The sequence below is a fragment of the Hydrogenophaga sp. GW823-FHT04C09 genome (assembly GCF_058796355.1).
Map to the genome: position 1 here is coordinate 84246 of NZ_JBXAIO010000007.1, position 25903 is coordinate 110148.

Annotated in this window: 25 protein-coding genes and 3 pseudogenes; 18 read left to right on the forward strand and 10 right to left on the reverse strand. The window is 61.6% G+C overall.

The features are described from left to right. The first annotated feature begins 22 nt into the window (after positions 1–22). From AC1Q9M_RS18995 to AC1Q9M_RS19025, 7 genes are all read left to right on the forward strand, one after another. Complete coding sequence (locus AC1Q9M_RS18995) at positions 23–997, forward strand: Bug family tripartite tricarboxylate transporter substrate binding protein (protein WP_492435111.1); 975 nt, start codon at positions 23–25, stop codon at positions 995–997. 7 nt (positions 998–1004) lie between these two features. After that, the gene (locus tag AC1Q9M_RS19000; RefSeq protein ID WP_492435113.1) at positions 1005–2522 is read left to right on the forward strand and encodes an FAD-binding oxidoreductase; all 1518 of its coding nucleotides are present in this window, start codon (positions 1005–1007) and stop codon (positions 2520–2522) included. A 94-nt stretch (positions 2523–2616) separates the two neighbouring features. Further along, entirely contained in the window at positions 2617–3195 is a 579-nt protein-coding gene (locus AC1Q9M_RS19005) for a cupin domain-containing protein (RefSeq protein WP_492435115.1), read from the forward strand. Then, positions 3192–3974: an SDR family NAD(P)-dependent oxidoreductase gene (locus AC1Q9M_RS19010; protein WP_492435117.1), complete on the forward strand. Its 783-nt coding sequence runs from the start codon at positions 3192–3194 to the stop codon at positions 3972–3974. Before AC1Q9M_RS19005 ends, AC1Q9M_RS19010 begins: the two co-directional genes overlap by 4 nt. A gap of 62 nt (positions 3975–4036) precedes the next feature. Then, the gene (locus tag AC1Q9M_RS19015; protein WP_492435119.1) at positions 4037–5026 is read left to right on the forward strand and encodes a fumarylacetoacetate hydrolase family protein; all 990 of its coding nucleotides are present in this window, start codon (positions 4037–4039) and stop codon (positions 5024–5026) included. A gap of 12 nt (positions 5027–5038) precedes the next feature. After that, complete coding sequence (locus tag AC1Q9M_RS19020; protein ID WP_492435121.1) at positions 5039–5824, forward strand: cyclase family protein; 786 nt, start codon at positions 5039–5041, stop codon at positions 5822–5824. Between the two features lie 3 nt (positions 5825–5827). Further along, on the forward strand, positions 5828–6784 hold the full coding sequence (locus AC1Q9M_RS19025; protein WP_492435123.1) for an NAD-dependent epimerase/dehydratase family protein: 957 nt from the start codon (positions 5828–5830) through the stop codon (positions 6782–6784). A 542-nt stretch (positions 6785–7326) separates the two neighbouring features. On the opposite strand, the gene AC1Q9M_RS19030 is transcribed toward AC1Q9M_RS19025, so the two are convergent. Both AC1Q9M_RS19030 and AC1Q9M_RS19035 read right to left on the reverse strand, forming a co-directional pair. Further along, the gene (locus AC1Q9M_RS19030; RefSeq protein WP_492435400.1) at positions 7327–7515 is read right to left on the reverse strand and encodes a hypothetical protein; all 189 of its coding nucleotides are present in this window, start codon (positions 7513–7515) and stop codon (positions 7327–7329) included. A gap of 89 nt (positions 7516–7604) precedes the next feature. After that, positions 7605–8549, reverse strand: a complete 945-nt coding sequence (locus tag AC1Q9M_RS19035; RefSeq protein ID WP_492435125.1) for a LysR family transcriptional regulator — start codon at positions 8547–8549, stop codon at positions 7605–7607. 25 nt (positions 8550–8574) lie between these two features. Here AC1Q9M_RS19035 and AC1Q9M_RS19040 point away from each other — a divergent pair, with 25 nt between their 5' ends. From AC1Q9M_RS19040 to sdhC, 5 genes are all read left to right on the forward strand, one after another. After that, positions 8575–9762 (forward strand): alpha/beta hydrolase family protein, encoded by a 1188-nt coding sequence (locus AC1Q9M_RS19040; protein WP_492435127.1) that lies wholly within the window; start codon positions 8575–8577, stop codon positions 9760–9762. A 55-nt stretch (positions 9763–9817) separates the two neighbouring features. After that, the gene (locus AC1Q9M_RS19045; RefSeq protein ID WP_492435129.1) at positions 9818–11482 is read left to right on the forward strand and encodes a bifunctional 3-(3-hydroxy-phenyl)propionate/3-hydroxycinnamic acid hydroxylase; all 1665 of its coding nucleotides are present in this window, start codon (positions 9818–9820) and stop codon (positions 11480–11482) included. A 225-nt stretch (positions 11483–11707) separates the two neighbouring features. After that, positions 11708–12091, forward strand: a complete 384-nt coding sequence (locus AC1Q9M_RS19050; RefSeq protein ID WP_492435131.1) for a hypothetical protein — start codon at positions 11708–11710, stop codon at positions 12089–12091. Positions 12092–12134: 43 nt separating this feature from the next. Further along, positions 12135–12563 carry an FAD-binding oxidoreductase gene (locus tag AC1Q9M_RS19055; protein WP_492435133.1) on the forward strand — a complete coding sequence of 143 codons (429 nt, stop codon included), beginning with the start codon at positions 12135–12137 and terminating at the stop codon, positions 12561–12563. A gap of 364 nt (positions 12564–12927) precedes the next feature. Then, complete coding sequence (gene sdhC / locus AC1Q9M_RS19060) at positions 12928–13365, forward strand: succinate dehydrogenase, cytochrome b556 subunit (RefSeq protein ID WP_492435135.1); 438 nt, start codon at positions 12928–12930, stop codon at positions 13363–13365. A 722-nt stretch (positions 13366–14087) separates the two neighbouring features. Here the strand turns inward: sdhC and AC1Q9M_RS19065 are convergent. The 4 genes from AC1Q9M_RS19065 to AC1Q9M_RS19080 form a co-directional block, all read right to left on the reverse strand. Beyond that, positions 14088–15068 carry a Bug family tripartite tricarboxylate transporter substrate binding protein gene (locus AC1Q9M_RS19065; RefSeq protein ID WP_492435137.1) on the reverse strand — a complete coding sequence of 327 codons (981 nt, stop codon included), beginning with the start codon at positions 15066–15068 and terminating at the stop codon, positions 14088–14090. After that, on the reverse strand, positions 15065–15994 hold the full coding sequence (locus AC1Q9M_RS19070) for a dihydrodipicolinate synthase family protein (RefSeq protein ID WP_492435139.1): 930 nt from the start codon (positions 15992–15994) through the stop codon (positions 15065–15067). Before AC1Q9M_RS19070 ends, AC1Q9M_RS19065 begins: the two co-directional genes overlap by 4 nt. A gap of 114 nt (positions 15995–16108) precedes the next feature. Then, positions 16109–17113, reverse strand: coding sequence for an ornithine cyclodeaminase family protein (locus tag AC1Q9M_RS19075; RefSeq protein WP_492435141.1), 1005 nt, complete (start codon positions 17111–17113; stop codon positions 16109–16111). 44 nt (positions 17114–17157) lie between these two features. Next, a complete protein-coding gene (locus tag AC1Q9M_RS19080) occupies positions 17158–18633 on the reverse strand; it encodes an NAD-dependent succinate-semialdehyde dehydrogenase (protein ID WP_492435402.1) in 1476 nt (491 codons plus the stop codon). Positions 18634–18951: 318 nt separating this feature from the next. Between AC1Q9M_RS19080 and AC1Q9M_RS19085 the strand changes: the two genes are divergently transcribed. The 3 genes from AC1Q9M_RS19085 to AC1Q9M_RS19095 are packed head-to-tail and all read left to right on the forward strand — an operon-like array spanning position 18952 to position 21116. Further along, positions 18952–19890, forward strand: a complete 939-nt coding sequence (locus AC1Q9M_RS19085) for a VOC family protein (RefSeq protein WP_492435143.1) — start codon at positions 18952–18954, stop codon at positions 19888–19890. Positions 19891–19893: 3 nt separating this feature from the next. Continuing rightward, positions 19894–20259 carry a Rieske (2Fe-2S) protein gene (locus AC1Q9M_RS19090; protein WP_492435145.1) on the forward strand — a complete coding sequence of 122 codons (366 nt, stop codon included), beginning with the start codon at positions 19894–19896 and terminating at the stop codon, positions 20257–20259. A 5-nt stretch (positions 20260–20264) separates the two neighbouring features. Then, positions 20265–21116, forward strand: coding sequence for an ABC transporter substrate-binding protein (locus AC1Q9M_RS19095; RefSeq protein WP_492435147.1), 852 nt, complete (start codon positions 20265–20267; stop codon positions 21114–21116). A 100-nt stretch (positions 21117–21216) separates the two neighbouring features. Here AC1Q9M_RS19095 and AC1Q9M_RS19100 read toward each other — a convergent pair whose 3' ends face one another. Then, a complete protein-coding gene (locus tag AC1Q9M_RS19100) occupies positions 21217–21699 on the reverse strand; it encodes a hypothetical protein (protein ID WP_492435149.1) in 483 nt (160 codons plus the stop codon). Positions 21700–22104: 405 nt separating this feature from the next. Here AC1Q9M_RS19100 and AC1Q9M_RS19105 point away from each other — a divergent pair. The 3 pseudogenes from AC1Q9M_RS19105 to AC1Q9M_RS19115 all read left to right on the forward strand — a co-directional run. After that, positions 22105–22362: pseudogene (locus tag AC1Q9M_RS19105) on the forward strand (IS21 family transposase); the annotation flags it as partial. A 214-nt stretch (positions 22363–22576) separates the two neighbouring features. Continuing rightward, positions 22577–22837: pseudogene (locus tag AC1Q9M_RS19110) on the forward strand (dihydrodipicolinate synthase family protein); the annotation flags it as partial. A 67-nt stretch (positions 22838–22904) separates the two neighbouring features. Continuing rightward, positions 22905–23225, forward strand: a pseudogene (locus AC1Q9M_RS19115) (fumarylacetoacetate hydrolase family protein); the annotation flags it as partial. Positions 23226–23315: 90 nt separating this feature from the next. Here the strand turns inward: AC1Q9M_RS19115 and AC1Q9M_RS19120 are convergent. From AC1Q9M_RS19120 to AC1Q9M_RS19130, 3 genes are all read right to left on the reverse strand, one after another. Continuing rightward, entirely contained in the window at positions 23316–23891 is a 576-nt protein-coding gene (locus AC1Q9M_RS19120) for a TetR/AcrR family transcriptional regulator (RefSeq protein ID WP_492435404.1), read from the reverse strand. 271 nt (positions 23892–24162) lie between these two features. Beyond that, positions 24163–24729, reverse strand: a complete 567-nt coding sequence (locus AC1Q9M_RS19125; RefSeq protein ID WP_492435151.1) for a cupin domain-containing protein — start codon at positions 24727–24729, stop codon at positions 24163–24165. 46 nt (positions 24730–24775) lie between these two features. Then, positions 24776–25888: an FAD-dependent monooxygenase gene (locus AC1Q9M_RS19130; protein WP_492435153.1), complete on the reverse strand. Its 1113-nt coding sequence runs from the start codon at positions 25886–25888 to the stop codon at positions 24776–24778. Positions 25889–25903 lie beyond the last annotated feature (15 nt).

The following is a 25903-nucleotide window of genomic DNA, read 5'->3' on the forward strand; positions in this document are numbered from 1 at the left end:
CGATCTACAACAGGAGACTCAAATGTTCAACGGATTCAAACGCGCATTCCTTCAATCGCTGGTCGGTGCCGCTGTTCTTGGCATGACTTCAGGCGCATACGCACAAGTCAACCAGAACGTCATCAAGGTCATTGTTCCGTTCGCGGCCGGTGGCATCGCTGACCAGATTGCACGTGGTGTGTTGGAGCGCATGTCCAAGACCCTTGCGCAAACCATGATCATTGAGAACAGGCCAGGCGCAGGTTCACGCATCGGCTCTGAGGTGGTGATGCGTGCGACACCGGATGGCATGACGCTGCTGTTCACCAATCCGAGCTACACCATTCTTCCTATCACTGACTCCACCGTAAAGTACGACCCGATCAAGGCACTGGTTCCAGTGGCCCAGGTCGGAAAGTACGGTCTGCCAGTCGTCGTGAGCACGAAGTTGCCGGTGAACAATCTCAGCGAGTTCATCGCGCACGCAAAAAAGAACCCCGGGAAGCTCAGCTACGGTAGCGCAGGCATCGGCAGTGGTTCTCATTTTGCTGGTGAGTTCTTCCAAAGCCTGACAGGGATTGAGATGGTTCATGTTCCCTACAAGTCAACCTCTGCGGCCATCATCGATGTCGCCGGTGGCGTGTTGGATATGACGTTCGATGCAACGGCAAAGTCATACGCCGATGCCGGCAAGGTGAAGATTATTGCCGTCACCGGAGATCATCGAGACCCGCGTCTGCCCAATGTCCCCACTGCGGCAGATAGCGGTCTGAAGGACTTCGTTCTGAGTTCATGGCTTGGCATCTTTGCTCCTGTCGGCACGCCTGCAGCGGTTGTCGAGAAGCTCAACAAAGCAGTCAATTTGGCATTGGCAGATCCAAGTCTGGTTAAGCAGATCGAGGACATGGGCATCACAGCGACAACTGGTGCTCCTTCAGCTCTTGCGACTTCGGTCCAACAAGACATGACGGTATATCGGCGAATCGTCACCGATGCCAAGCTGACCTTCAAGGAATAAGAGCCACATGACCCGCAGCATGAACTTGTCAGCCGAAACTCAAGATCTGCTCGCGAGGCTTCGCGAAGCGGTAGGCGGCGAGGCAGCACGGGTAAGACTCAGTGCTGAAGACCTTGTCTCCTATGGACGCGATTTTTCCTATGTGGTCGACAAGGCACCGCCCCGATTTGTGGTGTTGCCCAAGACTGTCCAAGAGGTGTCAAAGCTAATGGAATTGGCGACCGAGTGTGGACTTCCCGTGACGACACGCAGTGCTGGACTCGGCTTGGGAACTACCATGTCCACGGAGATGGGACTCGTCATCGACTGCACGCTGATGAATCGGGTCATCGCGATTGACCTGGATACAGAGACCGTGGTTGTGGAATCCGGCGTATCTTTTGAAGAATTGGCGCCCGTCCTGGCCGCCAAGGGCTACGCAGTTTCCGTTCCCGATGCCCCGCCCTCTGCTTCAGTGATGGCCAACCACCTGAACTTCGGCGCGGGTGGCTACCTCACGCGTCATGGCCTGGGCGCAGATCTTGTGGTCGGGCTGGAGGCAGTCTTGCCCGATGGTCAGGTGATTCGTACCGGGACCGCAATGGCTGACGGAGTACGACCTTTTGGCCGATACGCCAGCAATCCCATTCCTGATTTGACAGGGTTGTTTCTTGGCAGCCTCGGCACGCTGGGCATCGTCACGGCCATTGCCATCAAGATGTTTCCAAAGCCCAAGGCTGCTGCTCATCATAAGTTTGGCTTTCCAAGCATGCAGTTGGCATCTCGCGCAGCCAAACTGGCAGCCCAGCGCCAACTGGCAGACCAAGTGACGGTGTACAGCTGGTTCTTTCTGGCGGAAGCTACGGCAAAGTTAGCCAGCCGTGTTGATGGACGCCCGATTGACGATGCGACCATCAAAGCTATGAGAGGTGAGGTCGGTCATCTGCCAGAGGCCTATGCCTTCTTCACGGTTCACGGTGATCAACATGATTTCATGGGGCGGATAACAGCGCTTGCTACCCTACTGAAGGACGAATGTGGCGCAACACCGCTGACCATGAGCACCGACGAAACAGCCAAGTGCGACCAGATTGCCTTTGGACAGCCACACGAGTTTTCTCGACGAGCGCTGTTGGGCCAGAAAGGACGCTACAAGGGCGCGTTCGGCAACTATTCAGTCTACGCGCCGTTGACTTCGTGGGAGTCTCTGTACGTCGCTTGGGGTGCTATTGGTGCGAAGTTCGGGCACCCGATAACCATCTACGCGAAACTGATGCCGCGAGGCCGCTTTTCCATCTTCGGTTTCTTCTTGTCGTACTACGACCAGGAGGACCCAGTGGACCGCAAGCGAATGATGGACCTTTGTCTTGCGCTGGATGAGGAGACGCGGCGGCTCGGAGCAGTTCCTGCCATTGCGCTTCCGGGGCAACTTCCACAGATGGCTGGATGCGATCTGTATCAGACCCTCAAGCATGCCTTGGACCCCAAGAACATCATGCGACCCTCACTTGTCTCGCGCCCCAGTCAGTCCACGCCGATCGTCTGAAGTCCCGCCATCAAAGACATCGATGCGGAATCCAGCAGAGCACTCTCAAATTGGCGCTTCAACGCGCTCTAACCAATTCAGAAGGAGTTTCAGTATGGCTTTTCCCCCTATCCATCGTGTTGTGACTGGCCACAACGAACAAGGTCGAGCAATTGTTGTCTCGGACGGGCCATTGCCAACCGTCAAGGAAGTTGCTGCGATTCCCGGTACGATTTTTCATGAAGTCTGGAGCACGGAAGCAGCGCCCGTGGTCGTGAACAACGCACCTGATCCAACAGTCGGAGCTCTTATGCTGCCCCCGCCGAAGATGGGCACGCGATTTCGCTTCGTGGACATCCCGCCTGAGACAGCAGAATTTCTTGCGAGCAGCCAGGCTCAAATGAAGGCGGCCTTCAGTGAAATTGGCGATGAGGGCGCATCAAAAGTGAAGGCTGATTCCCCGCATCCTTTGATGCACAGAACCGAGACTGTCGACTATGGTGTGGTTATCGAAGGTGAGTTGATCTTGGTGCTTGATGAGGGAGAAGTCTCTCTAAAGCCAGGGAGTGTGGTCATTCAACGCGGCACCAATCATGCTTGGGCCAATCGCTCTGGCAAGCCATGCAGGATGCTGTTTGTCTTGATCGACGGCACGTACGAACCGGCCATCCAAGCATCTCTGGAGCGATCTTGAGCAAGGCTTCAGGCCTTTTCGACTTGCGAGGGCGCCTCGCGTTGGTCACTGGCGCAACAGGGGGCCTGGGTCGCGAGATCGTTGAGGCGTTTGCCATGCATGGAGCCAAGGTGGTTGCCAGCGACTTGGACGCAGAATCATGCCGGCGAGCTGCGGAAGGTTGGCGTGTAGCGGGACTGGATGTCCATGTCTGCGCAGCGGACCTTCGGGACACTCAATCCATTGAGCAGCTCACCGAGAGTGTTCTTGGGGAGTACAAGTCGATCGACATTCTGGTGCACAACGCGGGAGTTCAAGGACCTGCCGCTCCCATTTGCTCCACGACTGCGTCGGACTGGGACATGGTGATGGACATCAACCTACGCTCAGCGCTCACACTATCGCGAGGAGTGCTGCCTGTCATGGCTGAGGCGGGCGGCGGCAGTATCGTGTTCATGTCCAGCATCGCGGGAATGCGTGGAAACGGTGCGATCGGCTTGTACGGGCTTTCGAAGGCAGCGCTGTCGCAAATGGCGCGTAACCTGGCGGTGGAATGGGGGCCGAGAGGGGTTCGCGTCAACGCCATTGCTCCGGGGCTCATTCGCACGCCACTGTCGGAAGAGTTGCTTGCCGACGATGCGTTCATGGAACGTCGAATGGCCATGACTCCATTACGCCGCGTTGGAGATCCCTCGGAAATTGCCGGAGTGGCCGTCATGCTTGCAAGCCGTGCCGGCGGATTCATCACCGGGCAAACCATTGTTGTCGATGGAGGTACTGTCGTCACAGACGGAAGTTGAAACGGTCGCACCCTAAGCGACATGCCTTGCACCTCCATAGTCTTAGAACAACAGAAAGCAACATGAAACTCGCAACACTCAAATCCGAGAAGAAAGACGGTCGACTTGTCGTCGTGTCTAAAGACCTCAAATGGGCCGTGGACGCCACAAGCGTGGCGCCGAGCCTCATTGCCGCTATTGAAAGCTGGAGTCGTTCCGAAGCGCAGTTGAATCGCATCTACTCTGACCTGAGTACGGGGGCATTGCAGGGCAGTTTTGCGTTTGACCCCAAGCAAGCGATGGCGCCACTGCCTCGTGCACCGCAATGGTGTGACGGCTCCGCCTTTCTCAATCATGCTCGGCTGATGGAGAAGGCGTTCAACATGCCTCCCATCCCAGACGTAGACACTGTTCCGCTGATGTACCAGGGCGGCTCCGATGACTTCATCGGCCCCCGCGACGATGTGCCGCTGCCCGATGAATCGCATGGTATTGATTTCGAGGGTGAGTTCGGTGTCGTCCTTGATGAAGTGCCGTTGGGGTGTTCTGCCGAGCAAGCGCGCAGTCGGATCATTCTCCTCACGCAAATCAATGACGTGAGTCTTCGTTCCTTCGGTCCTCGAGAAATGAGGACCGGCTTTGGCTTCTTTCAAGCCAAACCGTCCTCTAGCTTCGCGCCTGTGGTCGTGACGCCGGATGAAATCGGCGACTCTTGGCGCGATGCCCGCATTCACCTGGACCTCAGTGTCGAGTTCAACGGCAACTGGTTTGGTGACCCGAACGGCAGCGAAATGAGCTTTGGCTTCGATGAGCTCGTCGCCCATGCCGCAAAGACTCGGAGACTGTCCGCCGGAACCATCGTAGGCTCTGGAACGGTCTCCAACGCGGGTGGAAAGAAGGGTTCGGCGTGTATTGCAGAGCGCCGAGCCATTGAGGCGATTGAAAGCGGGGTCGCGAAGACATCTTTCATGCGATTCGGAGACCGGGTGCGCATAGAGGCCCGAAAAGACGGGCTTCCGGTGTTTGGCGCGATTGACCAGCACATCGTGCACGCGCAACTCTCTCAAGGATGAGAAGGAATCAACATGCCTCGCTTTGTTGACTTGTCCATCTATCTCGAAAACGACGTGCTTTCCGACCCACCGCCTCTGGCGCCTCGAATCGAGTACCAGAAGCACCATGACACATTGCCGGAGTTCATGAAACTGCTGCCTGGCACCAAGGCTGATGACTACCCCGACCGGGAAGCCGAAGCTGCCGAGTGGGTCCACCTCAGCACCCACAACGGCACACACCTGGATGCCCCATACCACTTCCATTCGACGATGGATGGAAAGGACGGTGAGGGAAAGCCGTCGATAACCATCGACCAGGTGCCTCTTGACTGGTGCTTCCGACCTGGCGTCAAGCTTGACTTCCGGCACCTGCCTGATGGGTACGTTTGTACAGCGGCAGATGTCGAAGCCGAACTCAACCGAATTGGCCACACGTTGAAACCTCTCGATATAGTGGTGGTCAACACCCGTGCTGGGTCGCGGTATGGACATGACGACTTCATCAATGCGGGCTGCGGCATGGGCTATGAGGCCACGATGTATTTACTGGAGCGGGGGGTAAGGCTAACGGGCACCGACGCATGGAGCTGGGATGCACCGTTCTCGTACACCGCCAAAAAGTTTGCAGAAACCGGTGACAAGAGTCTCCTGTGGGAAGGTCACAAGGCGGGACGCGACATCGGCTACTGCCATCTGGAGAAACTTCACAACCTCGAGTCCTTGCCCGGCGATGGTTTCACCATCTGCTGTTTCCCCCACAAGATTCGTGGGGCATCCGCAGGTTGGACTCGCGCTGTTGCCATTTTCGAGGAGTAGGGTATGCGGGTTCTGGTAACGGGAGCTGGTGGGTACATCGGCTCAACCCTTCTGGCACTTTTGAACAAAGAGCGAGTTCTGGGCGCGGATCGCATAGAGTCGCTGGCGGCTGTGGATCGCCAGCTCCCCTTCGCACCGACAAACGTGATGGCGATCTCTGGCGACCTTGGCGAAGAGACCACCCTGCGCCAGGTGCGGGAATTTCGACCTCACGTGGTTTTTCATCTCGCCGCGGTACCTGGTGGCGCTGCGGAGGGGGACTACGAGACGGGGCGCAGCGTCAATCTCAACGCAACCCTGGGATTGTTTGAAGAACTTGCGTCCACCGCGCTCTCGGGTGCAAAGCCTCCAGTAGTCGTGTACGCCAGCACGGTGGCCGTCTATGGTATCGATTTACCAAAGGTCGTAACGCCGCAGACGGCACTTCGGCCACCCTCCACCTATGGCGCGCACAAGCTGGCGTGCGAGATCCTTTTGGCCGATTTCTCCAGGCGCCAATGGCTCGACGGCCGTTCGGTACGCTTGCCTGGCATTGTGGCTCGACCTAGGTCGCCGTCTGGGCTCGTTTCCGCATTCATGAGCGACCTTCTGCATGCGCTCGCGGCTGGCGAACCTTACACCTGTCCGGTCGGGCCGGATGCCACGGCCTGGTGGATGTCGGCGCATCGCTGCGCGCAAAACCTGATGCATGCGGCGGTGATGGATGTGAGCAATGCGAACCCTAGTCGGGCTTGGCCTCTGCCGGTCCTTCGATTGTCAATCCATGAAATTGTGCAAACATTGGCCGAGATGTATGGTCACGACCGCTTGGATCTCGTTCACTACGAGCCCAAGGAATGGATAGAAGCAACATTTGGCCGTTATCCAACACTTGATGATAGTGAGCCTAGGGCCTTGGGTCTCAAAGACGATGAGTCCCCTCAAGCGCTTGTTCGACGAGCATTTGGCGAAGGTCAGTAATTTTCCAAGAAGCAGACTGCCCGTGACCGCCTGTGTGCTTCTTTGTAGTCCCCTCGAAAACCCAACGCCCGAAGGCGTGCTCAGAGCCCTGAACACCAGGGGCGAGCTCAAGCTGGGTGGTGTCTACGTGAATTGCTCTTCCACGGCCCGACGCGGCTGGAGCTGTATCGGTCTGACCAATATCGATTCGGCGGGCAAACTCGTGCTTGAAGAGCTGACATTGTCCATATGGCCTTCCCTTCGCAGCATCACATGCACCCGGCGGTAGCCGTAGTGCACACGCGTATCGGTGATCTCCTTGAGCTTGCTCTTCTTCGCGGCATGCTCCTGCTCACTGGACCTTCATCATGCCGGGTTTCTCTGTAGCAAAACGGTTCGAAACTCAGGGACAGGGTCAACGGCTACAGGGCTTGCTCCAGTGATTCGAGCACGAAGTCCTTCTGCATCGAACTGCTCATCTGCCAGCCAACGATGCGACGGGCGAACACGTCGATGAATAGACCACGTACAACCAGCCTTGTCAGGTCGAGACTTACGTGAAGTCACTGACCCAAAGCTGGTTCGGCCGATCGGCCCTGAACTGTCGATTGACTCGGTCCGGCGGACACGGCGCCTTGGCATCTCCGATGGTGGTTCGTTCGACCTCGCCTCGCACCACAGATGCGTAACCCCATCCTGCGCATCAAGCGTTCGACTGTGCAGCGGGCCACCGTTACGCCTTCGCGCGCCAGTTTCCCCGTGCATTGCCGCGGCGCTCCGTGTCGATGAAACTATCCTTTTTTCTCGCCCCTCGCTTGGAGGCTCCTCGCGCAGCCCCCGCTCAGCGCTTGTACAGCTCACGCCCGTGGTTGGAGTAGGGGTCGGTCTGCGGGTTGTACAGCAGCCGGACCTGCGCGCGCAGCCACTGGCAGGCGGGCTCCTTGTGCGTGCGCCGGTGCCAGTACTGGTAGATGGTGAACACCGGCGGGCGAAAGGGCAGCGCCAGCGCCACCAACTCGCCCGGGCGGGCGAAGTCCACTGCGGTGCTTAGCGGCAAGGTCGCAACTAGATCGGTCTGAGCGATCGTTGCCGGGAGGCTTAAGTGGTTGGGCGAGCTCAGCACGATCCTGCGCCGGATGCGCTGGCGCTCGATCGCGCCTTCGAGCAGAGCGTTCGGCCGCGCCGCCATGGAAACCACGGCATGCCCGAGCGACTGGTAGGCCGTGCGCGTCATGCCGGTGGCTAGCACTGGGTGCCCGCGCCGCACCACGCAGGCGTAGGTGTGACTGAACAGGGCTTGACGGAAATATGCGTCGCGGTCGAGGTCCGGGAAATAGCCGATACCCAGATCGACGTCGCCGTTAGCAAGGCGCTCGCGCAGTGGCGTGATGCTGGGCGAGGCCACGTGCATCGACACGAAGGGCGCGTGCTCGGCCAGGTGCCGGATCAGGCCCGGCATGAAGACCAACTCGCCCAGGTCGGTCAGTGACAGGCGAAACGTGATGTCGGCGCTGCGTGGTTCGAACGCGGCCTGGCCCAGCACGTCGTGCTCCACCTGCTGCATCACCGTCTTCGCCGTCTCGCTCAGCATCAGCGCGCGCGGCGTCGGTCGCATGCCTGCGCCGGTGCGGACGAACAGCTCGTCGCCCACGCGCTGTCGCAGCCGCGTTAAGGCGGTGCTGAAGCCCGACTGGCTCATACCCAGCAAATCGGCGGCGCGGCCGACGTGGCGGGTCTGGTCGAGCGCCGTCAATATGCGCAGAAGGTTCAGGTCAAAGGGTTTCATCGCTTCTGCAGATAAGGCATTTCATTTGTTTCCGATTGCAAGATCTTATCTGCCGCCGCAATACTGCAGCAGCAACAACAAACAAGCAGGAGAGATTGGTTTGCATAACCTGGCCGATCCATTGCAAGAAGAACGCCTCAAGCACCTGGCCGCGCTGCGGCGCGCGGTGCCAATCACCCGTATGGTGGATTACGGCGTTTTCTTGGGGGACGCACTGGCCGTCCATGCACGGACGGCGGAAGGCGAACGTGCAACCTGGGACGAGGCCTGCGAGCACTTGGCGCAACGACATCGCCGCACGGCCGAGCAGGCCGAGCAGGACGGCCGCAATGTCACCGCCTCGGCCGCATGGAGGGCGGTATCAGCCTTGCTGCACTGCGGGCAATTGGCCTTCAATGCCGACCAGCCACGCAAAACCGCCCTGTATGAAGAAGCGCATGACGCCCTGGCAAACCACGCCCGGCTCAGCGGCGACCTGGCCGCGCTCACCCTGCCGACCGCCGCGGGCGACGTCCATGGCTGGGTGGTCCGGCCGGCGGGCGGGCCAGCGCGCGCGGCGGTGCTGCTGGTCGGCGGCCTGAGCGGCTGGGGCGCTGTCTACTTGGACATGGCGCGCGCGCTGGCCGCGCGGGGCGTGCTGGCCATTCTGGGCGAGGGGCCGGGCCAGGGGCTGACCCGCATGCGCGGCGGCCTGCACCTGGGCGCTGACACCCTGCCGGCGTTCCAGGCCTTTTTGGACCACGCGCGGCGCTTGGGCGCAGCCGGCCTGGGCGTGTGGGGCAACAGCTTTGGCGGCCTGCTGGCGGCCCATGTGGCGGCCGCCGATCCGCGCGTGCGTGCGGTCTGCATCAACGGCGCGGCCCCGGTTTCGACGCTGCCGTCGTTCCGCACCGCGCGCGAGCAGATGCAGGCCGTTTTCGGTGTCGAGGGCGGCGAGGCAGTCGAAGAACGGCTGCGCCAACTGGCCTTCCGTCCGGAGCAGCATCGCAAGGTCGCGGCCGTGCTGGTGGTGGAGGGCGGGGCCGACCCATTGGTCGCGCTGGGCGAGCAGGCCCCGTTCCTCGCGTTCGCCGAGCCCGGGCACGGCCGCACGCTGACCTGGGAGGACGGCGAGCACACCATTTACAACCACGCGCAGGCCCGCAACGGCCTGGTGGCCGACTGGTTTATCGAGCAGCTGCTGGGACCCGGCTGCGACAAGGGCCCGGGCTGACGCCGGGCAACCCCAACGCCCCGACCCGCGACGACATCGACAGGAGACAAGCAGCATGAACACGAACACGACGACCCCCCGCACGGGCCCTGAGACGACCGACGGGTTCGACGTCATCATCGTTGGCTACGGCCCCACCGGCTTGGTGCTGGCTTCGCTGCTCGGGCAGCGCGGCCACCGGGTGGCGGTGGTCGAGCGCTGGCCGGCCCTCTACGGCAAGCCGCGGCTGACCCACATTGACGGCGAGACGGCGCGCCTGATCTCGGTCACGGCCGATGGCGACCACGCGCTGCGCGACGCCTGGACCACGCCGTCCTACGCCTGGGTCAACGGCAAGGGCCAGTTGCTGATGGACATCGCCACCGGCAACACCCGCCGCATGCTCTGGGACGACCACCTCTCGGTGCACCAGCCGCACATCGAGGAGGCGATTCACGAGCGTGTGACTGAGCAGCCCAATGTGCGTCTGTATCGGGGCTACATCGCCACCGCGCTGGCGCAGGATGCCGATGGCGTGAGCCTGAGCTGCCAGCCCTGGCGCAAGGGGCAGGATCTGGCCGCACCAGCCCAGGGCCAGCTCACGCTGCGGGCGCGCTACCTGGTCGGCACCGATGGCTCCAAGAGCTTCGTGCGCGAGAGCCTGGGCGCGGAGCGCATCGACTTCGGCTTCAACGAGCGCTGGCTGTGCGTGGACACCGAGCCGCTGCGCCCCTTGCCGGCCAAGTTCGACGCCAACGCGATGCAGTTCTGCGATCCCAAGCGCGGGCACATGTTCATCCCCATCGGCCGCAAGCGCCAGCGCTTCGAGTTCGCGCTGCTGCCCGGCGAGCGTACCGAGGACATGTCCACTCCCGAGGCCGCGTACCGTCTGCTCCAGCACTACCACGGCCTGGGCCCCGAGGACGTGGGCCTAATCCGCAACCTGGTCTACACCTTCGAGTGCCGGCTGGCCAAGGCCTGGCGCGTCGGCCGCGTGTTCTTGGCCGGCGATGCCGCGCACACCAACCCGCCTTATCTGGGCCAGGGCGCCTGCTCGGGCATGCGCGACGGCGCCAACCTGGCGTGGAAGTTCGATCTGGTGCTGCGCGGCGTCGCCGACGACGCCCTGCTCGACAGCTACCAGGTCGAGCGGCTGCCGCATGCCCGGCAACTACTGCTGGATGCGCGCTCGCTCGGCCTGGTGGCCAACACCTCGAACCCGCTCAAGGCCCTGGTGCGCGACCTGCTGTTCCGCTTCAACCTCACGCCCAAGCCCAAGTTCCCGATCCTGACCGACGGCGTGCTGGCGCGCGGCGCCGACGGCAAGCCGGCACCCGAGGTCGGCACGCTGCCGGCCCACGGCCGGGTGGCGGTCGGCGGGCAGACCATGCGCTTCGACGAGCACGCGGGCTTCGGCTTCACACTGGTCAGCCGCGGCGCGGTGCTGGCCGCGCTGCCGGAGGGCCTGCGCTCGGCCTTGCAGGCCGTGGGGGTGCTCGAGGTGGTGCTCGGCGCGCAGCCGCCCCAAGTGAAGGACGTGGACGGCGTCTATGGCCGCTCGCTCAACGGCCTGGGCGCCGACGCGATGCTGATCCGGCCCGACTTCGTGCTCTATGGCCATGCGGCGAAGGCGGGCGTGCCAGGCATGCTGCAAGGCTTCTTGCGCGACCTTCATCACCGCCAGGTCGCGGCTGCGCCGCGGCGCCGCGCGGCCGCCGCTGCCCAGGAGGCCAGCCTGTGACGGCCGCAGCGCACGCCGCCGACTGGCAGCCGAGCCGGCGCGATCTGATGAAGGCTGCGCTGGCGGGTGCGGTCCTGGCCGGCGGGCCTGCGGCCTTGGCGGTCGAGGCAGCCCCCTTGGCGGACCGTGCGTTGAGCGTGCTGGCGGACGAGCGCTTGCCGGCTTCGCTGCGCTGGTCGGCCCTGCTGGGCGCACAAGGCTGCACGGCGTGCACCGCGAGCGACGATGCCGGCACCCTGTGGAACGGCGGCCCGCAACCGCTGCGCGAGGGTCGTTGGCTGGCTGGACACCGACGCCTGGCTGACGTTGTGCCTCGAGCAACTGGCCGCCAGCCAATGGTATGGCGTGCGGGTGGCCATGGAACACCGGCTGGACGATGCCGGCTGGACACACCGCGTGCACGCGCCAGGCACGCTGTCGCCAGCGATCCGGCAGGCGCTGGCCGGCCGGCACCTGCGGGACGAGGCACTGGCGCGGGTGTTATGCCATGCCCCACCGGGCCATTGGAAGGGGCCGCGCACGCATTTCGAGATCCGCGCAGGCCGCGACGCGGCGTCGACGGACCTAGACGGTCTGACCACCTGGCTGTTGACACCGGTCAGACTCTGATAACGCAAAAGAACACAACAACCTCACCATGACCAGGACAAGCTTGACCACACTGCCCCCCGGCGTCGACAGACGCACATTCGACTGGGCGCTTGGCGAGTTTCGCGCCGCCGTTGGCAAGGACTGGGTCTTTGCCGACGAGGAAAGCGTGGCGCTGTACCGCGACCCCTACTCCCCGTTGCAGGGCGAACCCGAGGAGCGCGTGGCCTCCGCCGCCTTGGCGCCCGCGTCGACCGAGGAGGTCCAGGCCGTGGTGCGCATCGCCAACCGCTACCGCATTCCGCTGTACCCGATCTCCACCGGCAAGAACCTGGGCTATGGCGGCGCAGCGCCAACGCTGTCCGGCTGCGTGGTGTTGGACCTGAAGCGCATGAGCCGGGTGCTGGAGGTCAGTGAGAGGCCCTTAAGCATGTTGCATTGCCACTCCAAAATTACCGTAGCATCCCCGGTAGCGCCTTTCTCGGGATCGTAGGGCACTTGTTGAAGAGATGTGGGTTGAAGTAGACGGCGTCGCCTAGTCGCACACAGAACGTCGGTCATCGGCACACGATAGGACACCGCTGATCCAACGGCCCTCGGGGCAGTTTCGACTGCGACCGGTACCATGGGTCAGCACATCCAGCGGTGCGCGATCATGGGTTGTCTACTGTTACGTTGTCGAACCACCAGCGCCTCTAGAAGGTTTTAAATCTTCTTGCTAGGTCTTCATCGCGAAGAGCGTTATCTCTAAAAGCGATCTTCAGAGAACTCGGTTTGCGGTTACGCTGCAGCCTGTAAAGGGTTTGGCCCACAAGCTACTCTCGACCATCCCTTCCGACCCAAAAGCCCCCTATATCATGAGATCCAGCAAACTGCGACGTCACAACTACCGCAACATCGCCACTGGCGATCTGCTCGCCTACATGCGGAGCTTCCCTGTATCGGCCTGGGTTTCGCTGCTTCACCGGGTGAGCGGCGCACTTATGTTCATCTTATTGCCCGCCATCATCTGGGCGTTCGACACGTCGGTGTCCTCGGAGATGTCGTTTTCGAGGTGGGTCGCTGTGTTCGAGAATGGCTTTTGGCTAGCGCCTGGGTGGTTGTTCAAGCTGGTGGTGCTGGCGATGCTCTGGTCCTACCTGCATCACCTTCTCGCGGGCCTGCGCTTCCTGGCTCTCGATTTGAACCATGCTGCGGTAGACAAAGCACGGGCTAGACGCTCAGCGCAGGTGGTCCTTCTGGCGAGCCTCGGTCTCACTCTGGTTCTGGGGGCAAAGCTTTTCGGCCTTTATTAGTGTTCGCTGACTAGACCAGCATCGGAGTAGCCAGCCCCGAAGTGGGTCAACTCCAACTCCAGTAGGCCACGAAGGCGGTGCCTAGCCCGGCGTATTCTGGCAGCATGTCCAACTCGAAGCCACGGCTCCACTAGAAGTACACGCTTTGGACGGCGGCTACGGGGGAGCGCAGCATGTGGGCGTTGCAGCGTGTCGCCCCACACCGTGGCCAAGCCGATGGCCGCCACCTAGCCGGCGATGACGAGGTCGCTCATCGCAGTCAACACATCTTCGATGTGCACCACTGGATTGCGGCGGTGGTCGTAAGTACAGACCGATGCATCCCACCCTCAGGCGCAACAAGGAAACCTCGCAAGCGGTGCGAATAGTGACAGGTGAGTTGTCAATGCCTGTCCATACGACCGGCCGCGCGGCACCGCCCCGCCCCACACAAAGGCCCAACAGCGATTGCTTTTGATCCAGGTCGTAGGTGGCGGTCGAATCGGAATGCGTTACATCCAATCACGAGGCCTCTGCAGCGTACGTGGCGAGGCCACGTCGTTTGTCATACCATGACCAGCTGAGGCATATACAGTCAGGCCGGCGGAGGATGTCACGACGCACGATGCGCGCTCGGTGTTGCTTCATCATGGGCTTCTTGTTAGGAAGTGTTTGGTTTTCCCGTATTGCGTCGACCACGGACTGGCAAGATCCACCCATGCCGTCAAATACCTCAGGTGCGCCTACTCGGCGCGAATCTGGCGTGCTCGAATGAGTTCCGCCCAGCGTCGCTGTTCCGACCGCCACAGCGCTTCGAATGACTCGGGACTGGTGGGTGTCGGGTCGGTTGCGGTCCTAGCGAAGAACTGTTTCATCTCAGGGTGTTCGACGGCCTTGGCCAACGCCTGGCTCAGTTGCCGCACCATGCCCCCGGGCATGTGAGGCGGTCCCGCCAGCCCCATCCAAAAGTCGGCAGGCGCATCGAGCACTTTGTTCTCGACCAGCGAAGGCACCTCCGGCAGCAAGGCCGATCGTTTGCTGGAGACTACTCCCAGTGGTGTCAGCTGGCCAGCTTGAATCCAGGGCATCGCGGTGGTGATCTCGCCGAACAGCACCTGCACCTCGTTGCCCACCGCCGCCTGCAACATAGCGGCCCCGCCCCTGTACGGAATGTGGACGATGTGCATGCCGGTGCGCTGCTTGACCAGTTCCATCACGAGGTGCGGATTGCTGCCAACGCCCGTTGAGCTGTAGTTCAGCTGCCCCGGCCGCGCTTTGACGTAGCTCACAAAGCCCTGGAAATCGCGAACAGGCACCGCCTTGTTCACCAGAAGAACGGCGGTCGTGCGGATGAATTGGCCGATCGCGGTGAAATCCTTGGCGCCATCGTAAGGAGGCTTCTCAAGCATCAGCGGAGCGGTAATCTGCGCTGACGGTAGAGACAAGAGCAGTGTGTAGCCGTCAGCCGGCGCCTGCAACGCCTGTGCCGTCCCCAAGGTTCCGGCAGCACCTGCCCGGTTGTCCACAACCACCGGTTGCCCCAGTTCCTCGCGCAAGCGCTCGGCGATAGCGCGTGCGGCCAGATCCGCCGGACCGCCCGGCGGCACCGGGACGACGAGGCGAATTGGCCGCGAAGGATAGGCTTCGCGCCCCTGGCCCATCGACAGATCCGGCAGGGCTGCCATGGCGCCCAGTGCAAGAAGTTTTCTCCGCGTCGTGCTCATTGGGGGTTCCGTCCGATGAAGAAGGCGTCGTCGGGGTCCGAGGTGGGTGTCAGGCCGCAAGCCTCAAGGCCGCGCCGCAGCGCGACCATGTCCCGAGCGTGCAGGCGCGGCGTCGGGTGCGGAATGGGGCCACCGTTGTAGCCTTGGAGCCAGGCTTGGTATTTCCAAATCGTGCGGTTGATAAGGCCACTCATGGCCATGGGAACACTGCTGAAGGCTTTTCGCGCAGGGTCGACCTTGTACCAGGCTTGGGTGGCTTCGTCGTACTTGCCTGCCTGGATGAGTTTGTGTACCCGCGGTAGCCACGGGCCGTAGTAGGCGGAGTAGTTGGTGCCGCAAAAGGGAATGGGGATCACCTGCGCCAGGGGAACGTATTCGTACTCCAGCGGGCAAGAGATCACCACTTCCTTGTGGAACTCGCGATGCACCTCAATGGCCGACATGATGTAAGGCATACCACCTTCGGCCTTGATCGAAACCACGTTGGGGCAATCGTCCACCAGCCGACGCAGGATCGGCAGTGGGATGTCCGCAGGGTGGAGACTGCCGAAGCCCCAGGCCGGTACCGGAAACAGGATCACGCCAAGCTTGGTCGCGTCGCAAAACGCCTTGGTGTAGGTGTAGATGTCTTCCAGCGACTGAGGGTGGAAGAAGGGGGGGTAGCCCAGCAGCACGAGATCTGCGCCGGCTTCCTCGGCCAGTTTGACCGCTGTGATGTTTTCTTCGAGCGAGTTGAACACGGCATGGTGGATCACCATGATGCGGCCGGCCGCCTGCTCCACCATGGCCCGCATGAACTCGGTGTACTGCTCGAGGGTGATTGCGTGCTCCGAACAGGCCAGCGTGCCGACGAAGCCATGGCCGATAGCCGTTTCAACGTCGTGCTTCGCCGCCTTGACGTTGATCCGCTGATAGTCGGACGTCATCGTGGGGATCGTGACATTCGCGACCCCGTTCATGTGCTTTCGAGCCCATGCTCGCGATTCACTTCGTGTGTATTGAGCCATCTTGTACTCCTCGGGTGGGTTGGGGGTTGCGCATCAGCGCTTGGATTCGAACTGGATGGGAAGCGGTGTTGCCAGGCCAGTCTGCAGGGCCTTGCGCACGAGAAGCTCGGCGACGACGATGTCCTGGAGTCCACCACCGACCGACTTGAACATGCGGATGCCGGCCGCACGGACGCGGCCGTCACACCCTCCGCTGACCAGGTCGTTGAGACTGAAGGACTTGCTGCGGAACGCCATGCCTGCAGCCGCGGCGGCCAGCATGTCGCCGGTCTCGGTCAACACTTCCTCGAGACTGTCGCAGACGATCAGGTCGCTGCGTTCGACGACGCTGACGTCGATCTCACGCTGCTGGGGAATGGTCGAACCGATGGAGACGACGGTGGCACTGGGCTTCAGCCATGGGCCAAAGAGAATCGGCTTTTCCCCCTGGGAGCGGGCCGCCGCCAGCACGATGTCCGCGCCGTCCACTGCAGCCTCGCCGCTGGCGACCGCGCGCGCCGGCACACCGAGGTCGCGCGTCAGCGCTTCGGCAAAGGCAGTACGGCGCTCGGGAGTCGGGCTGTGCACCACCACCTCTGTCAGTTCGCGGACCGCCGCGAAAGCCCTCACGTGGTGGGAGGCCTCCAGACCGCTGCCAAGCACCGCCAGCCGTGCAGGCGATTTCGGGGTGAGCCCATCGAGCGCGAGTGCAGACGTGGCGGCCGTGCGGAAGGCCGTGATCGCGTTCGCATCTAGAAAAGCCGCAATGCGGCCGGTTTCTCGGTCGAACAGCACGATCACGTACTCGATGCCGGCCGACACCCCCTGAACGCCTGCGCCCATCAGCTTGGCTCCGAAGTAGCGGCCGGCCGGTGGGAGCGCCGGCAGAGTGCGCAGCCAGGCCTTGCCCACGGTGGCAACGGTGCGAGGCGGCGTGGCGCCCGCCTGCTCGGGCGAGTGGTAGGTGGCGCGCAACGACTCGATTGCTTCGCTCCAGGTGAACACCCGGCGGGCGACTTCGCCGGAGACGAAGACAGGGCTGTCTGAAAGTGTGGTCATGGTGGGCGTGTCAGTTGATGAGGTCGTGCAAGGTGGCTATCGCGTCAGCCGAAGGTTGGATCGAGCCCATCCCAGCACAGGTACTTCAGTTCGAGGTACTCGTCCATGCCGTAATGTGAGCCTTCACGGCCAAGCCCGCTTTGCTTGATCCCGCCGAAGGGGGCGATCTCGTTGGAAATCATGCCGGTGTTGATGCCGACCATGCCTGACTCGATCGCCTCGGCCGTGCGCCAAATTCGCGCCGCGTTCTTGCTGAACAGGTAGGAGGCCAGGCCGAATTCCGTGTCATTGGCCATCGCGATAGCCTCGTCATCGGTCTGGAAGCGCACCAGTGGCAGCACGGGACCGAAGGTCTCTTCCACCGCCACCGCCATGCCCACCGTCACGTTCGCCAGCACGGTGGGTTCATAGAAGCCTCCGCCGAGCGCGTGGCGCTTGCCTCCGGTTAGAACACGCGCGCCGCCAGCCACGGCATTCTGGACGTGCTCATCGACCTTGCGGACCGCGCCACCATCGATCATCGGGCCGATCTGCACGCCCGCTTCCAGGCCGTTGCCCACCTTGAATTGCTTCACGCGCTCTGTCAGCCGGGCAGCCAAGACATCGTAGATGCCGTCCTGCACCATGACGCGGTTGGCGGCGATGCACGACTGCCCGGTGTTGCGAAACTTGGCCACGAGGATGCCCTCCACCGCCAGGTTGAGGTCTGCGTCATCGAACACGATGCAGGGGGCGTTGCCGCCCAGTTCCATCGAGCACTTCTTGATGGTAGAGGCCGACTGCTGCAACAGCACACGGCCGACCTCAGTCGATCCGGTGAAAGTCACTTTGCGCACCAGCGGATGGGCGGTCAGCACGCCGCCGATGACACGTGTGTCGTTGCCCGTGACCACGTTGAACACGCCCGCAGGCATGCCTGCGCGCAAGGCAAGTTCTCCCAGGGCCAGCGCCGTGAGGGGCGTCTGACTCGCGGGCTTGACTACCAACGTGCAGCCTGCGGCGAGCGCCGGTCCAGCCTTGCGCGTGATCATGGCCGCCGGGAAGTTCCAGGGCGTGATCGCCGCACACACGCCGATGGGCTGCTTGAGCGTGACGATGCGCTGAGTCTCCTTGGGGGCCTGGATCACATCGCCGCGAACGCGCTTGGCTTCTTCGGCGAACCACTGCACAAAGCCAGCGGCGTAGTCGATCTCGCCGCGCGCTTCAGACAAAGGCTTGCCTTCTTCCAGCGTGATCAGTGTTGCCAGATCCTCCTTGTTTTCGACGATCAGCTCCCACCAGCGGTGCACTACCTGGGAGCGGTGCTTGGCTGTGGTCTTGCGCCAGGCATGGAATGCCTTGTCGGCTGCAACGATGGCACGCGTCGTTTCTTCTTCCTTGCAGCGAGGCAACCTGGCCAGCACTTCACCGGTGGCAGGGCTGCGCAACTCGGAGTGGCCGTGCGGCGTCTCGGTGATCCATTGCCCATCGATCAGTGCGGCTTCGCGAAGCAGATCGGGATTTTTGAGAAGGTGGTGAATCACGGCGTTCCTTGAGGCAGCTTTCTGTTCATGCATTCACGCGCTGGGCAGCACTGCGAAACTTTGAGGGCGGTCAGTGGGATAATTACGATACGGTCCGTATTGTATAAATGCAGTGCCAGATTAAAACGGGGAAAACCCTATGCCGAGCAAATCGATGTCTGTCTGGTGGAATCCAGGATCTCGGCCTCGTTGTTCGGGTTTCTACCGATACTTGTGTCGGCCACAACGAATACTATGACTTCAACGATACAACGCGTATCGTATTTGTGATAGCCGGCGGCATTCCTGAAACCTTTTCCATAGAGACTGGACTCCATGAATATCATCGGACCTGACGAGCTTGTATTCGGCGTCAATGACGTCGCGGCCTGCGAGCGGTTTCTTGTCGACTACGGCCTGCTGCCGCAAGGGCGGGGGCGCTTTGAAGCGTTGGACGGTACGGCGGTTGTCGTGAAGGCGGAGGGCGATCCCTCGCTACCTGGCAAGACGTTGGATACGGCGAACATGTTGCGAAAAACGGTGTACGGCGTCGTCGACGCTGAGACCCTTCGCGCTATCGCCGATGAAGTTGGTCGTGACAGAGAGGTGAAGCATCTGCCGGATGGTTCGATTGAATGCGTGGATGATGTCGGCTTCGTCCTGGGCTTCAAGGTGGCTCAGCGGCGCCCCGTTGGTTTGCCGGCAGAAAGGGTCAACGCTCCAGGCGATCCCAATCGACCGGTCAATATGCCCATGTCACCTGCGGCGGGGCCAGGCGTGCAGCCGCGGCCACGCACCCTGTCCCACGTTGTTTACTTTGTCCCGGACATCGAGCGCGCCGAAGCGTTCTACACCCAGCGACTGGGCTTCCGTGTCAGCGATCGCTTCATCGGGATGGGGCCTTTCCTGCGACCGGCTGGCACTTTCGACCATCACACGTTGTTTTTCATCAAGACGCCCCCGCACATGCAGGGCTGCGAGCACTTCACCTTTCACATGGGTGGCCCGGGCGAGGTGATGACGGCCGGCTGGGGTCTTGCGAACAAGGGCTACCAGTCCTACTGGGGCCCGGGCCGTCACCGCTTCGGCTCCAACTGGTTCTGGTACTTCAACACCCCATTCGGTTGCCACATCGAGTACGACGCTGACATGGATCTTCACGATGACAGCTGGGCGCCACGCGAGACGATGGCCGAAACCGACAAATCGCAGATCTTCCTGTTCGACTGGCGTGAAAAATGGGCTCCAGGGGGCCCGCCACCAAATGCCGGTTAGGTCATGACCCGTTTCCCGCTGTGCCACTTCGATGAACTGGAAGAAGGTTCCTCTCGGGGCTTTCTGCCAGAAACTCCTGGCCGAGACAGGATGTTCGTGGTGAAGCACCAGGGAAGGCTGCACGCCTGGCTGAATAGCTGTCCACACTGGCCAGGCAGCCCAATGGCGTGGCGGCGTGACGCCTACCTGAATCGCGAAGCCACTCGCATCGTGTGCAGTGGTCACGGCGCGGAGTTCGACATTGCATCTGGCGTCTGCACGCTGGGCCCTTGTTTGGGTCAATCGCTGACGCCAGTGGCACTGGAGATCGACGCGCAAGCCTGGGTCCATGCTGGGATTGACCCAGCCCAATCTGGATATCAAAGTTGAATCCTATGCACACGCTGCGCGTTCTCTGGTTCGTTCCTACGCCATTGGCCGTTCTGGCCGACACGTGGCAGCTGGCGCCTGACGTCGCGCTGCAAGCTGAGAGAAACCCCTCTTCCGATGCGCAGTTCGAGAGGCTGGCATCCGGTGAGATCGATGCGGTTGTCACGGCCATGGACAATGTGATGGACTGGAACCTGCGCGCAGGCCCACAGGACCTGCGTGTTGTCGCACAGATGGAGAGCACGACTCCCTTGACGCTCGTGGGTCAGGCGGGACGGGGTCGAATCGAGGACCTGCGCGGGGCCAACATCCTGGTCGATGCGCCGCGCAACGGCTTTGTCGTGGCCCTGCGCGCGATGCTGGCGGACAAGGGCATGGGGCCGGAGGCGTATTCACTGGAAGCGGTCGGCGGCGTCAAGGAGCGCTTCGATGCACTGGTGAGCGGCCGAGGCGACGCCACCTTGCTCGGCCCGCCCTTCGACGCCATGGCCGTTCAGTCGGGACTTGGCCGCATCGCCAGTATTCAGGAGCTCTATCCTGCATTCCCGGGACAGGGCTTAGTCGTGAGCGCTAAAACCGTCGATCGACTGCGTCCCGCTTTGATGGCATGGCTGACTGCAATTGACAGCGCGCGAAAGCGCGCTTTGAGCGATCCCGAAGCGGCGCGTCAAGCGCTCGCCTTTGCAGGTTTCCCGGATGCAGCGGCGGAAGCCATGATCCGCGCGACCGCGGTTTCACTGCGTCCGGATCGTGAGGGCGTTCAACTGCTCATCGAGCAGCGGCACAAAGCCGGCTTGCCTGGTGCGGACATCACCTACGAAGACTTGGTCCACGGCACTTTGTTGCCACAGGATTGAGGCCCGCCGTCCTTGTGAAGCTGACGCCATCGCGCATGGCCTTCTTCGCAGAACAGGTGTCTTTCAGATGGCCAGAACCAGGCCGCGCACCGTTGCCGCCTCACGCAGGGTGGCGGCCGATGAAGAATGCTTCGTCTGGGTCGCTCGTCGGGTCCAATCTCGACGCTTCGAGGCCTTTTCGCATGGTGGCCATTTCGCGTTGATAGACGCGCTGGGTCGGATGTGGCATAGGACCGCCGTTGTAGCCTTGTAGCCAGGACTGGTACTTCCACATCATGCGATTGATAAGGCCGAAGCTTGCGACCGGCACACTTCCAAAGGCTTTGCGTGCGGGGTCGATCTCGTACCAGAGTTGGGTGGCATCGTCGAACTGGCGAGCCTGAATCAACTTGTGCAGCCGCGGCAGTGTTGGGCCGAAGTAAGCGGAATAGTTGGTGCCGCAGAAGGGAATGTCGATCATCTGCGCGAGGGGAACATACTCGAATTCGAGGGGCGAGGAGATCACCACTTCTTTGTGGAACTCGCGGTGCACCTCGACAGCAGACATGATGTGCGGTACGCCACCTTCCGCCTTGATCGCCACGACGTTCGGACAGTCGTCTACCAGGCGCCGCAGGACCGGCACGGGAATATCGGCAGGGTGCAGTCGGCTGTGGGGATCTACGAACGGGTACCAACGCGCGGGCGCATAACGTCTCCACCCCCCGATTTCGGCTTTTCGTTTCTTGTGCCCCGGGGGAATTCCACATAGGAATCACATGATCCGCCTGGGTGGCGGTCAGACCCCGCGCACACGCTGACGTTCACGGTTCACCAGATTGAAGGATATCCCGCTATGGCACGGTACAAAAAGATGGAGGCCCGCGAGTGGGCTCGAGAGCTGTTGTCTTCCACTGAAAACTGACCCAGTTAGAGCAGCAATTTCCATTGAAAGCTGACCCACGTAAGAACCCTATCCTGCTGCTTTTAGCAGCAGGAGATTTCAGGAGTGATAGACGTGGCGACACTGAGTGTCATAAGACGCTGGGCACTGCGCGAGCAGATGTCCATCCGCGAGATCTCCAGGCGTACAGGCCTGGCTCGCAACACGGTTAAGAAGTACCTGCGGGCGGGCGATGAAGAGCCCCGCTACGCCAAGCGTGCGAGCTCCAGCAAGCTCGATCCCTACGCTGAAAAACTCTCCACCTGGCTGTCGATCGAGGCAACAAAGTCGCGCAAACAGCGGCGCACTTTGCTGCAGCTCCACACACCCTAGATCTGAAAAGGAGAAAACGAAGCACTTATCCACATCGTGAGCTACTTTGCTCACACAGCGGGTGGGTCAGTATTCGATGGAAATCTCGGGTCAGAGGTCAGTGAAATTCAACACTCGAGAGCATCTTCTCGGTGTCGGCAATGTGACGTTGCCGACGAAGACATCGGACTTTAAGCACCTCAACGAGAAGGCGATCCGGCACGACATGGAGCTGGCCATCGAACACGGTTTCGTCGGCAGCCTCTCTTGTTCGGAGATGGCCATCACCAATGATCAGTATGTTCGGTTCTGCGAGATCATGGCAGACCAGGCTGCTGGTCGAGCCTTTGTTGTCCATCATGCGGTGTTCAATACGCTGCAGGAAAACATCGAGATGGTTCGCTGCGCCGAGGCTGCAGGCGCCGAACTTGTTTTGCTGAGCTATCCGCCCTATTTCTATCCAAGTTCCTACGATGAGGTATACGCCTACTCCAAGGCAATCTGCGATGCGACGAATCTTGGCGTCATGCTGTTTCCGCTGCCCGCCTGGGGCTTCATGCGAAGCGGCTTACTGGACGCCAGGGCAATTGATTGCGCATCACACATGCAACGGATGCAATCTGCAGCCTGGGGACTTGCTCGGCTCAGGCACCCTGTCCGGGAAGCAGCCCGACGCGGCCGGCTCCCTTTTGGAGCTCACGAACGGGGGCATGCAACCGATTCGGCTGCCCGGCGGCGAGTCTCGGACGTTTCTCGAGGATGGCGACACGCTCACCCTTTCTGCCTCCTGCGAGCGGGCCGGATTTCGCAGGATTGGCTTTGGCCAGTGCACTGGAACTGTCTTGCCGGCACCCGTGACCGAAGCGGATACTTGACGACAGCTCTCTTGGGAATGCTCGCTCGGGCCGGAGCGATGGTGGTGTCGCATCGATGGCCCTTGAGGGGGCATTTTCTTCCGACGCTGCTCAGGCCGTCTTGCGTCGCTGCGTCGACTTCGCGCCGGCGATGGCTTCAGGTGGGGACAGCATCTGCATCATGGTCGCGCAATGCGCGTCTGCGAACTTCTTGTCCAACGGGAGGTGGCCTACCAGGAGTCGGAAATAAATGGGTGCGTAGAGGATGTCCATTTGCAGTTCTGCCTCCATGTCGCTGCGGAACTCGCCGCATCGGCGTGCGTCCTCGACTACCTCTCGCACGACCGCGCGTCGCCCATACCAGAAGCGTTCGCGGAATTCGCGCAACACGTCTTTGTCGCCCTGCCCCTCGGCGAGCAGCTGCGCGACAATTCGTCCCGACCAGCCGCTGTACTCTTCGACCAGGAGGTGGATGTGCCTGATCAGCGCTTCGCGAGGACTCCCGCCCTTCTGCATCGGCGTGTGGCTGACGTGTGCGTGCAAAAACGCCTCGATGACGACGGCAGCTTTCGAGTTCCACCAGCGATAGATCGTGGCCTTGCCAACGCCGGCCTGGCGGGCAATGGATTCGATGGAAATCTGCTGAAGCGGCGTTGTTTCCAACAGCTTGAGCGTGGCATCCAGAATGGCAACCCGAGAGGAATCGCTGCGCGCGCGTCCGGGAGGGCGCGCACGAGGCGATCCCGCCCCGACTTTGCCAGAGCGAGTGGAAGAACGGGCCGCAGAATGGGTGTCAGCTTTGGCTGCTGTCCCTTTAGAGGTCGATTTGGTAGACAAGTTGGTCCGCAAGCGTATATGACGAGGCCATTATCCGGGACATGACTACCCAGCGCTATGCCAGACAAAGAGCCGTGCTTCGGACGTTGTACTCGCGCTGCAACTGCACGTCATACTCGGCTCAGCCTATCGCACCTGGTTCCAGGTCCAGCAGTACGAAGGCCATGCGGCAAGGCTTGCCGGAGCGGTTCGACCAGCTGTGGTTTGTGGCTCGCTGGATCAGGATGTCACCCGCGCGCATGAGGGTCTCGCCTTCATCCATGAGTGCGTAAATCTCGCCGTCCAGCACGATGGCGTAGTCCAGCGATGGGGTTTTGTGAAACCAGAAGTGCCGCGCATTGCCGTGGTCGCGAACGCCGTGCTCATCGAGGAAGCGTGCCAGCTCCTGGGTGTCGTAGCTTTCGTCGGGCGGAAAATCGACGACACGCAGCAGGGAGCCCCCCTTCGAATGAAATGCGAACGCTTGGCCGGCAGGGGCTGGATCGGCACCGGGCGCTGCGGCCTCGCCCGTCGCCCAGACCACCTGGGCTGGGGGAGAGCCTTTCCCGTCCGTGTGGTTGGGTGTAGGGGCGTCTGAGACAAAGACGGATTTGCCGAGTGCGTTCTCGCCCGTGACGATCCGGCGAACCGGTCGCAGGTGCACCGATGCTTTTTCCGCTTGATTTTCGATGAAAGTTTCAGTGGTCACGTCGAGTTCTGCCTGTTGAGGTTGTTGGGGGGGGGCGGGTGACGAGTCACATGGGCTGACCAAGGTACTGGTAGGACTCCAGGAGCAGAGCCGCCGACCGTTGCGGATTCGGCACAGGCTCTTGCTCATACCTGCACAGTTGCAGGGATGCTTCCCAGACGGTTCTCACGCGCTCAAAACGGCGCTTTGAATAGTGCGCCAGGGCATCAGGGACCTTGTCCGTCTGGGACAGGCATTCAGCAAGCACCACCGCATCTTCGATGGCCATGCCTCCTCCGGAGGTCATCTGGGGCGTCGGTGAATGCGCCGCGTCTCCTAGCAAGACCACCCGTCCACGGTGCCAGGGCGCTGGAACCAAATTGACATCGAAGGGTCGAAATATCACCTGGCTCGCACTGGTCACGTGCGCTAAAGATTCGCGAAGAGCGGGGGCGCTGAACGCCTCAAGGCGCTCGTACAGCAGCGTGTGCAACTGGTCATTTGCCAGATGGATGTGTTCCGCGCTGCTTTCGAGGAAGAAGAAATAGCAGGTGTGCCTGGACGTGGGGAAGGCACCCACGGTGCGTTTGCCGTCGGACGATCGCCACAGGCAGAAGGCATCCACATCGCTGGGGCGGGGCGCATTGAATCGCCAGCCACTCTGGCCCGCAAACCAGACTCGGTGTTCCAGGCCGAAGACGCGATCTCGCAGTTTTGAGTAGGCGCCGTCCGCAGCGACGACCAGATCGTAGGTTTCTTGGCGACCATCCGACAGGGTGACTTCCACCCGGTCACCGCGGTCGGTCAGATCGGCAACCGTCAAGCCCTTCTCGAGCGTGGCCCCGGCCGACTCCGCCGCTGTTTCGAGAATCCGAGCGAGCTCGGGTCGGCGGATGCCACAGCAGGGTGGGGCGGGGTTGGTCATCAGCAGTTGCCCAGCGGCCGCGTGCTGTTTGAACGCGTTGAATGGAAATCCACTGTCCAGGCATTGTTCCGCCAAGCCGATGCCGCCCAGGGCTCGCAGGGTGTTGTGCATCAGATTGATCCCCGATCCGGTTGCCGGGGTAGACGATTTGATGTCAATGCAGTGAGCGTCGATGCCTGCCTTCTGCAATGTGTATGCCAAGGTAGAGCCGCCGACACCGCTGCCGACCACCAATACCTTCTTTTTCTGTGTCATGTCGTGTCTCCTCAC

Bases quoted from the DNA above. Each gene is read 5' to 3' on its own strand.
- AC1Q9M_RS18995 (WP_492435111.1), top strand. From the start codon at position 23: ATGTTCAACGGATTCAAACGCGCATTCCTTCAATCGCTGGTCGGTGCC.
- AC1Q9M_RS19000 (WP_492435113.1), top strand. From the start codon at position 1,005: ATGACCCGCAGCATGAACTTGTCAGCCGAAACTCAAGATCTGCTCGCG.
- AC1Q9M_RS19005 (WP_492435115.1), top strand. From the start codon at position 2,617: ATGGCTTTTCCCCCTATCCATCGTGTTGTGACTGGCCACAACGAACAA.
- AC1Q9M_RS19015 (WP_492435119.1), top strand. From the start codon at position 4,037: ATGAAACTCGCAACACTCAAATCCGAGAAGAAAGACGGTCGACTTGTC.
- AC1Q9M_RS19020 (WP_492435121.1), top strand. From the start codon at position 5,039: ATGCCTCGCTTTGTTGACTTGTCCATCTATCTCGAAAACGACGTGCTT.
- AC1Q9M_RS19025 (WP_492435123.1), top strand. From the start codon at position 5,828: ATGCGGGTTCTGGTAACGGGAGCTGGTGGGTACATCGGCTCAACCCTT.
- AC1Q9M_RS19035 (WP_492435125.1), bottom strand. From the start codon at position 8,549: ATGAAACCCTTTGACCTGAACCTTCTGCGCATATTGACGGCGCTCGAC.
- AC1Q9M_RS19045 (WP_492435129.1), top strand. From the start codon at position 9,818: ATGAACACGAACACGACGACCCCCCGCACGGGCCCTGAGACGACCGAC.
- AC1Q9M_RS19050 (WP_492435131.1), top strand. From the start codon at position 11,708: ATGCCGGCACCCTGTGGAACGGCGGCCCGCAACCGCTGCGCGAGGGTC.
- sdhC (WP_492435135.1), top strand. From the start codon at position 12,928: ATGAGATCCAGCAAACTGCGACGTCACAACTACCGCAACATCGCCACT.
- AC1Q9M_RS19065 (WP_492435137.1), bottom strand. From the start codon at position 15,068: ATGAGCACGACGCGGAGAAAACTTCTTGCACTGGGCGCCATGGCAGCC.
- AC1Q9M_RS19070 (WP_492435139.1), bottom strand. From the start codon at position 15,994: ATGACGTCCGACTATCAGCGGATCAACGTCAAGGCGGCGAAGCACGAC.
- AC1Q9M_RS19075 (WP_492435141.1), bottom strand. From the start codon at position 17,113: ATGACCACACTTTCAGACAGCCCTGTCTTCGTCTCCGGCGAAGTCGCC.
- AC1Q9M_RS19085 (WP_492435143.1), top strand. From the start codon at position 18,952: ATGAATATCATCGGACCTGACGAGCTTGTATTCGGCGTCAATGACGTC.
- AC1Q9M_RS19090 (WP_492435145.1), top strand. From the start codon at position 19,894: ATGACCCGTTTCCCGCTGTGCCACTTCGATGAACTGGAAGAAGGTTCC.
- AC1Q9M_RS19095 (WP_492435147.1), top strand. From the start codon at position 20,265: ATGCACACGCTGCGCGTTCTCTGGTTCGTTCCTACGCCATTGGCCGTT.
- AC1Q9M_RS19130 (WP_492435153.1), bottom strand. From the start codon at position 25,888: ATGACACAGAAAAAGAAGGTATTGGTGGTCGGCAGCGGTGTCGGCGGC.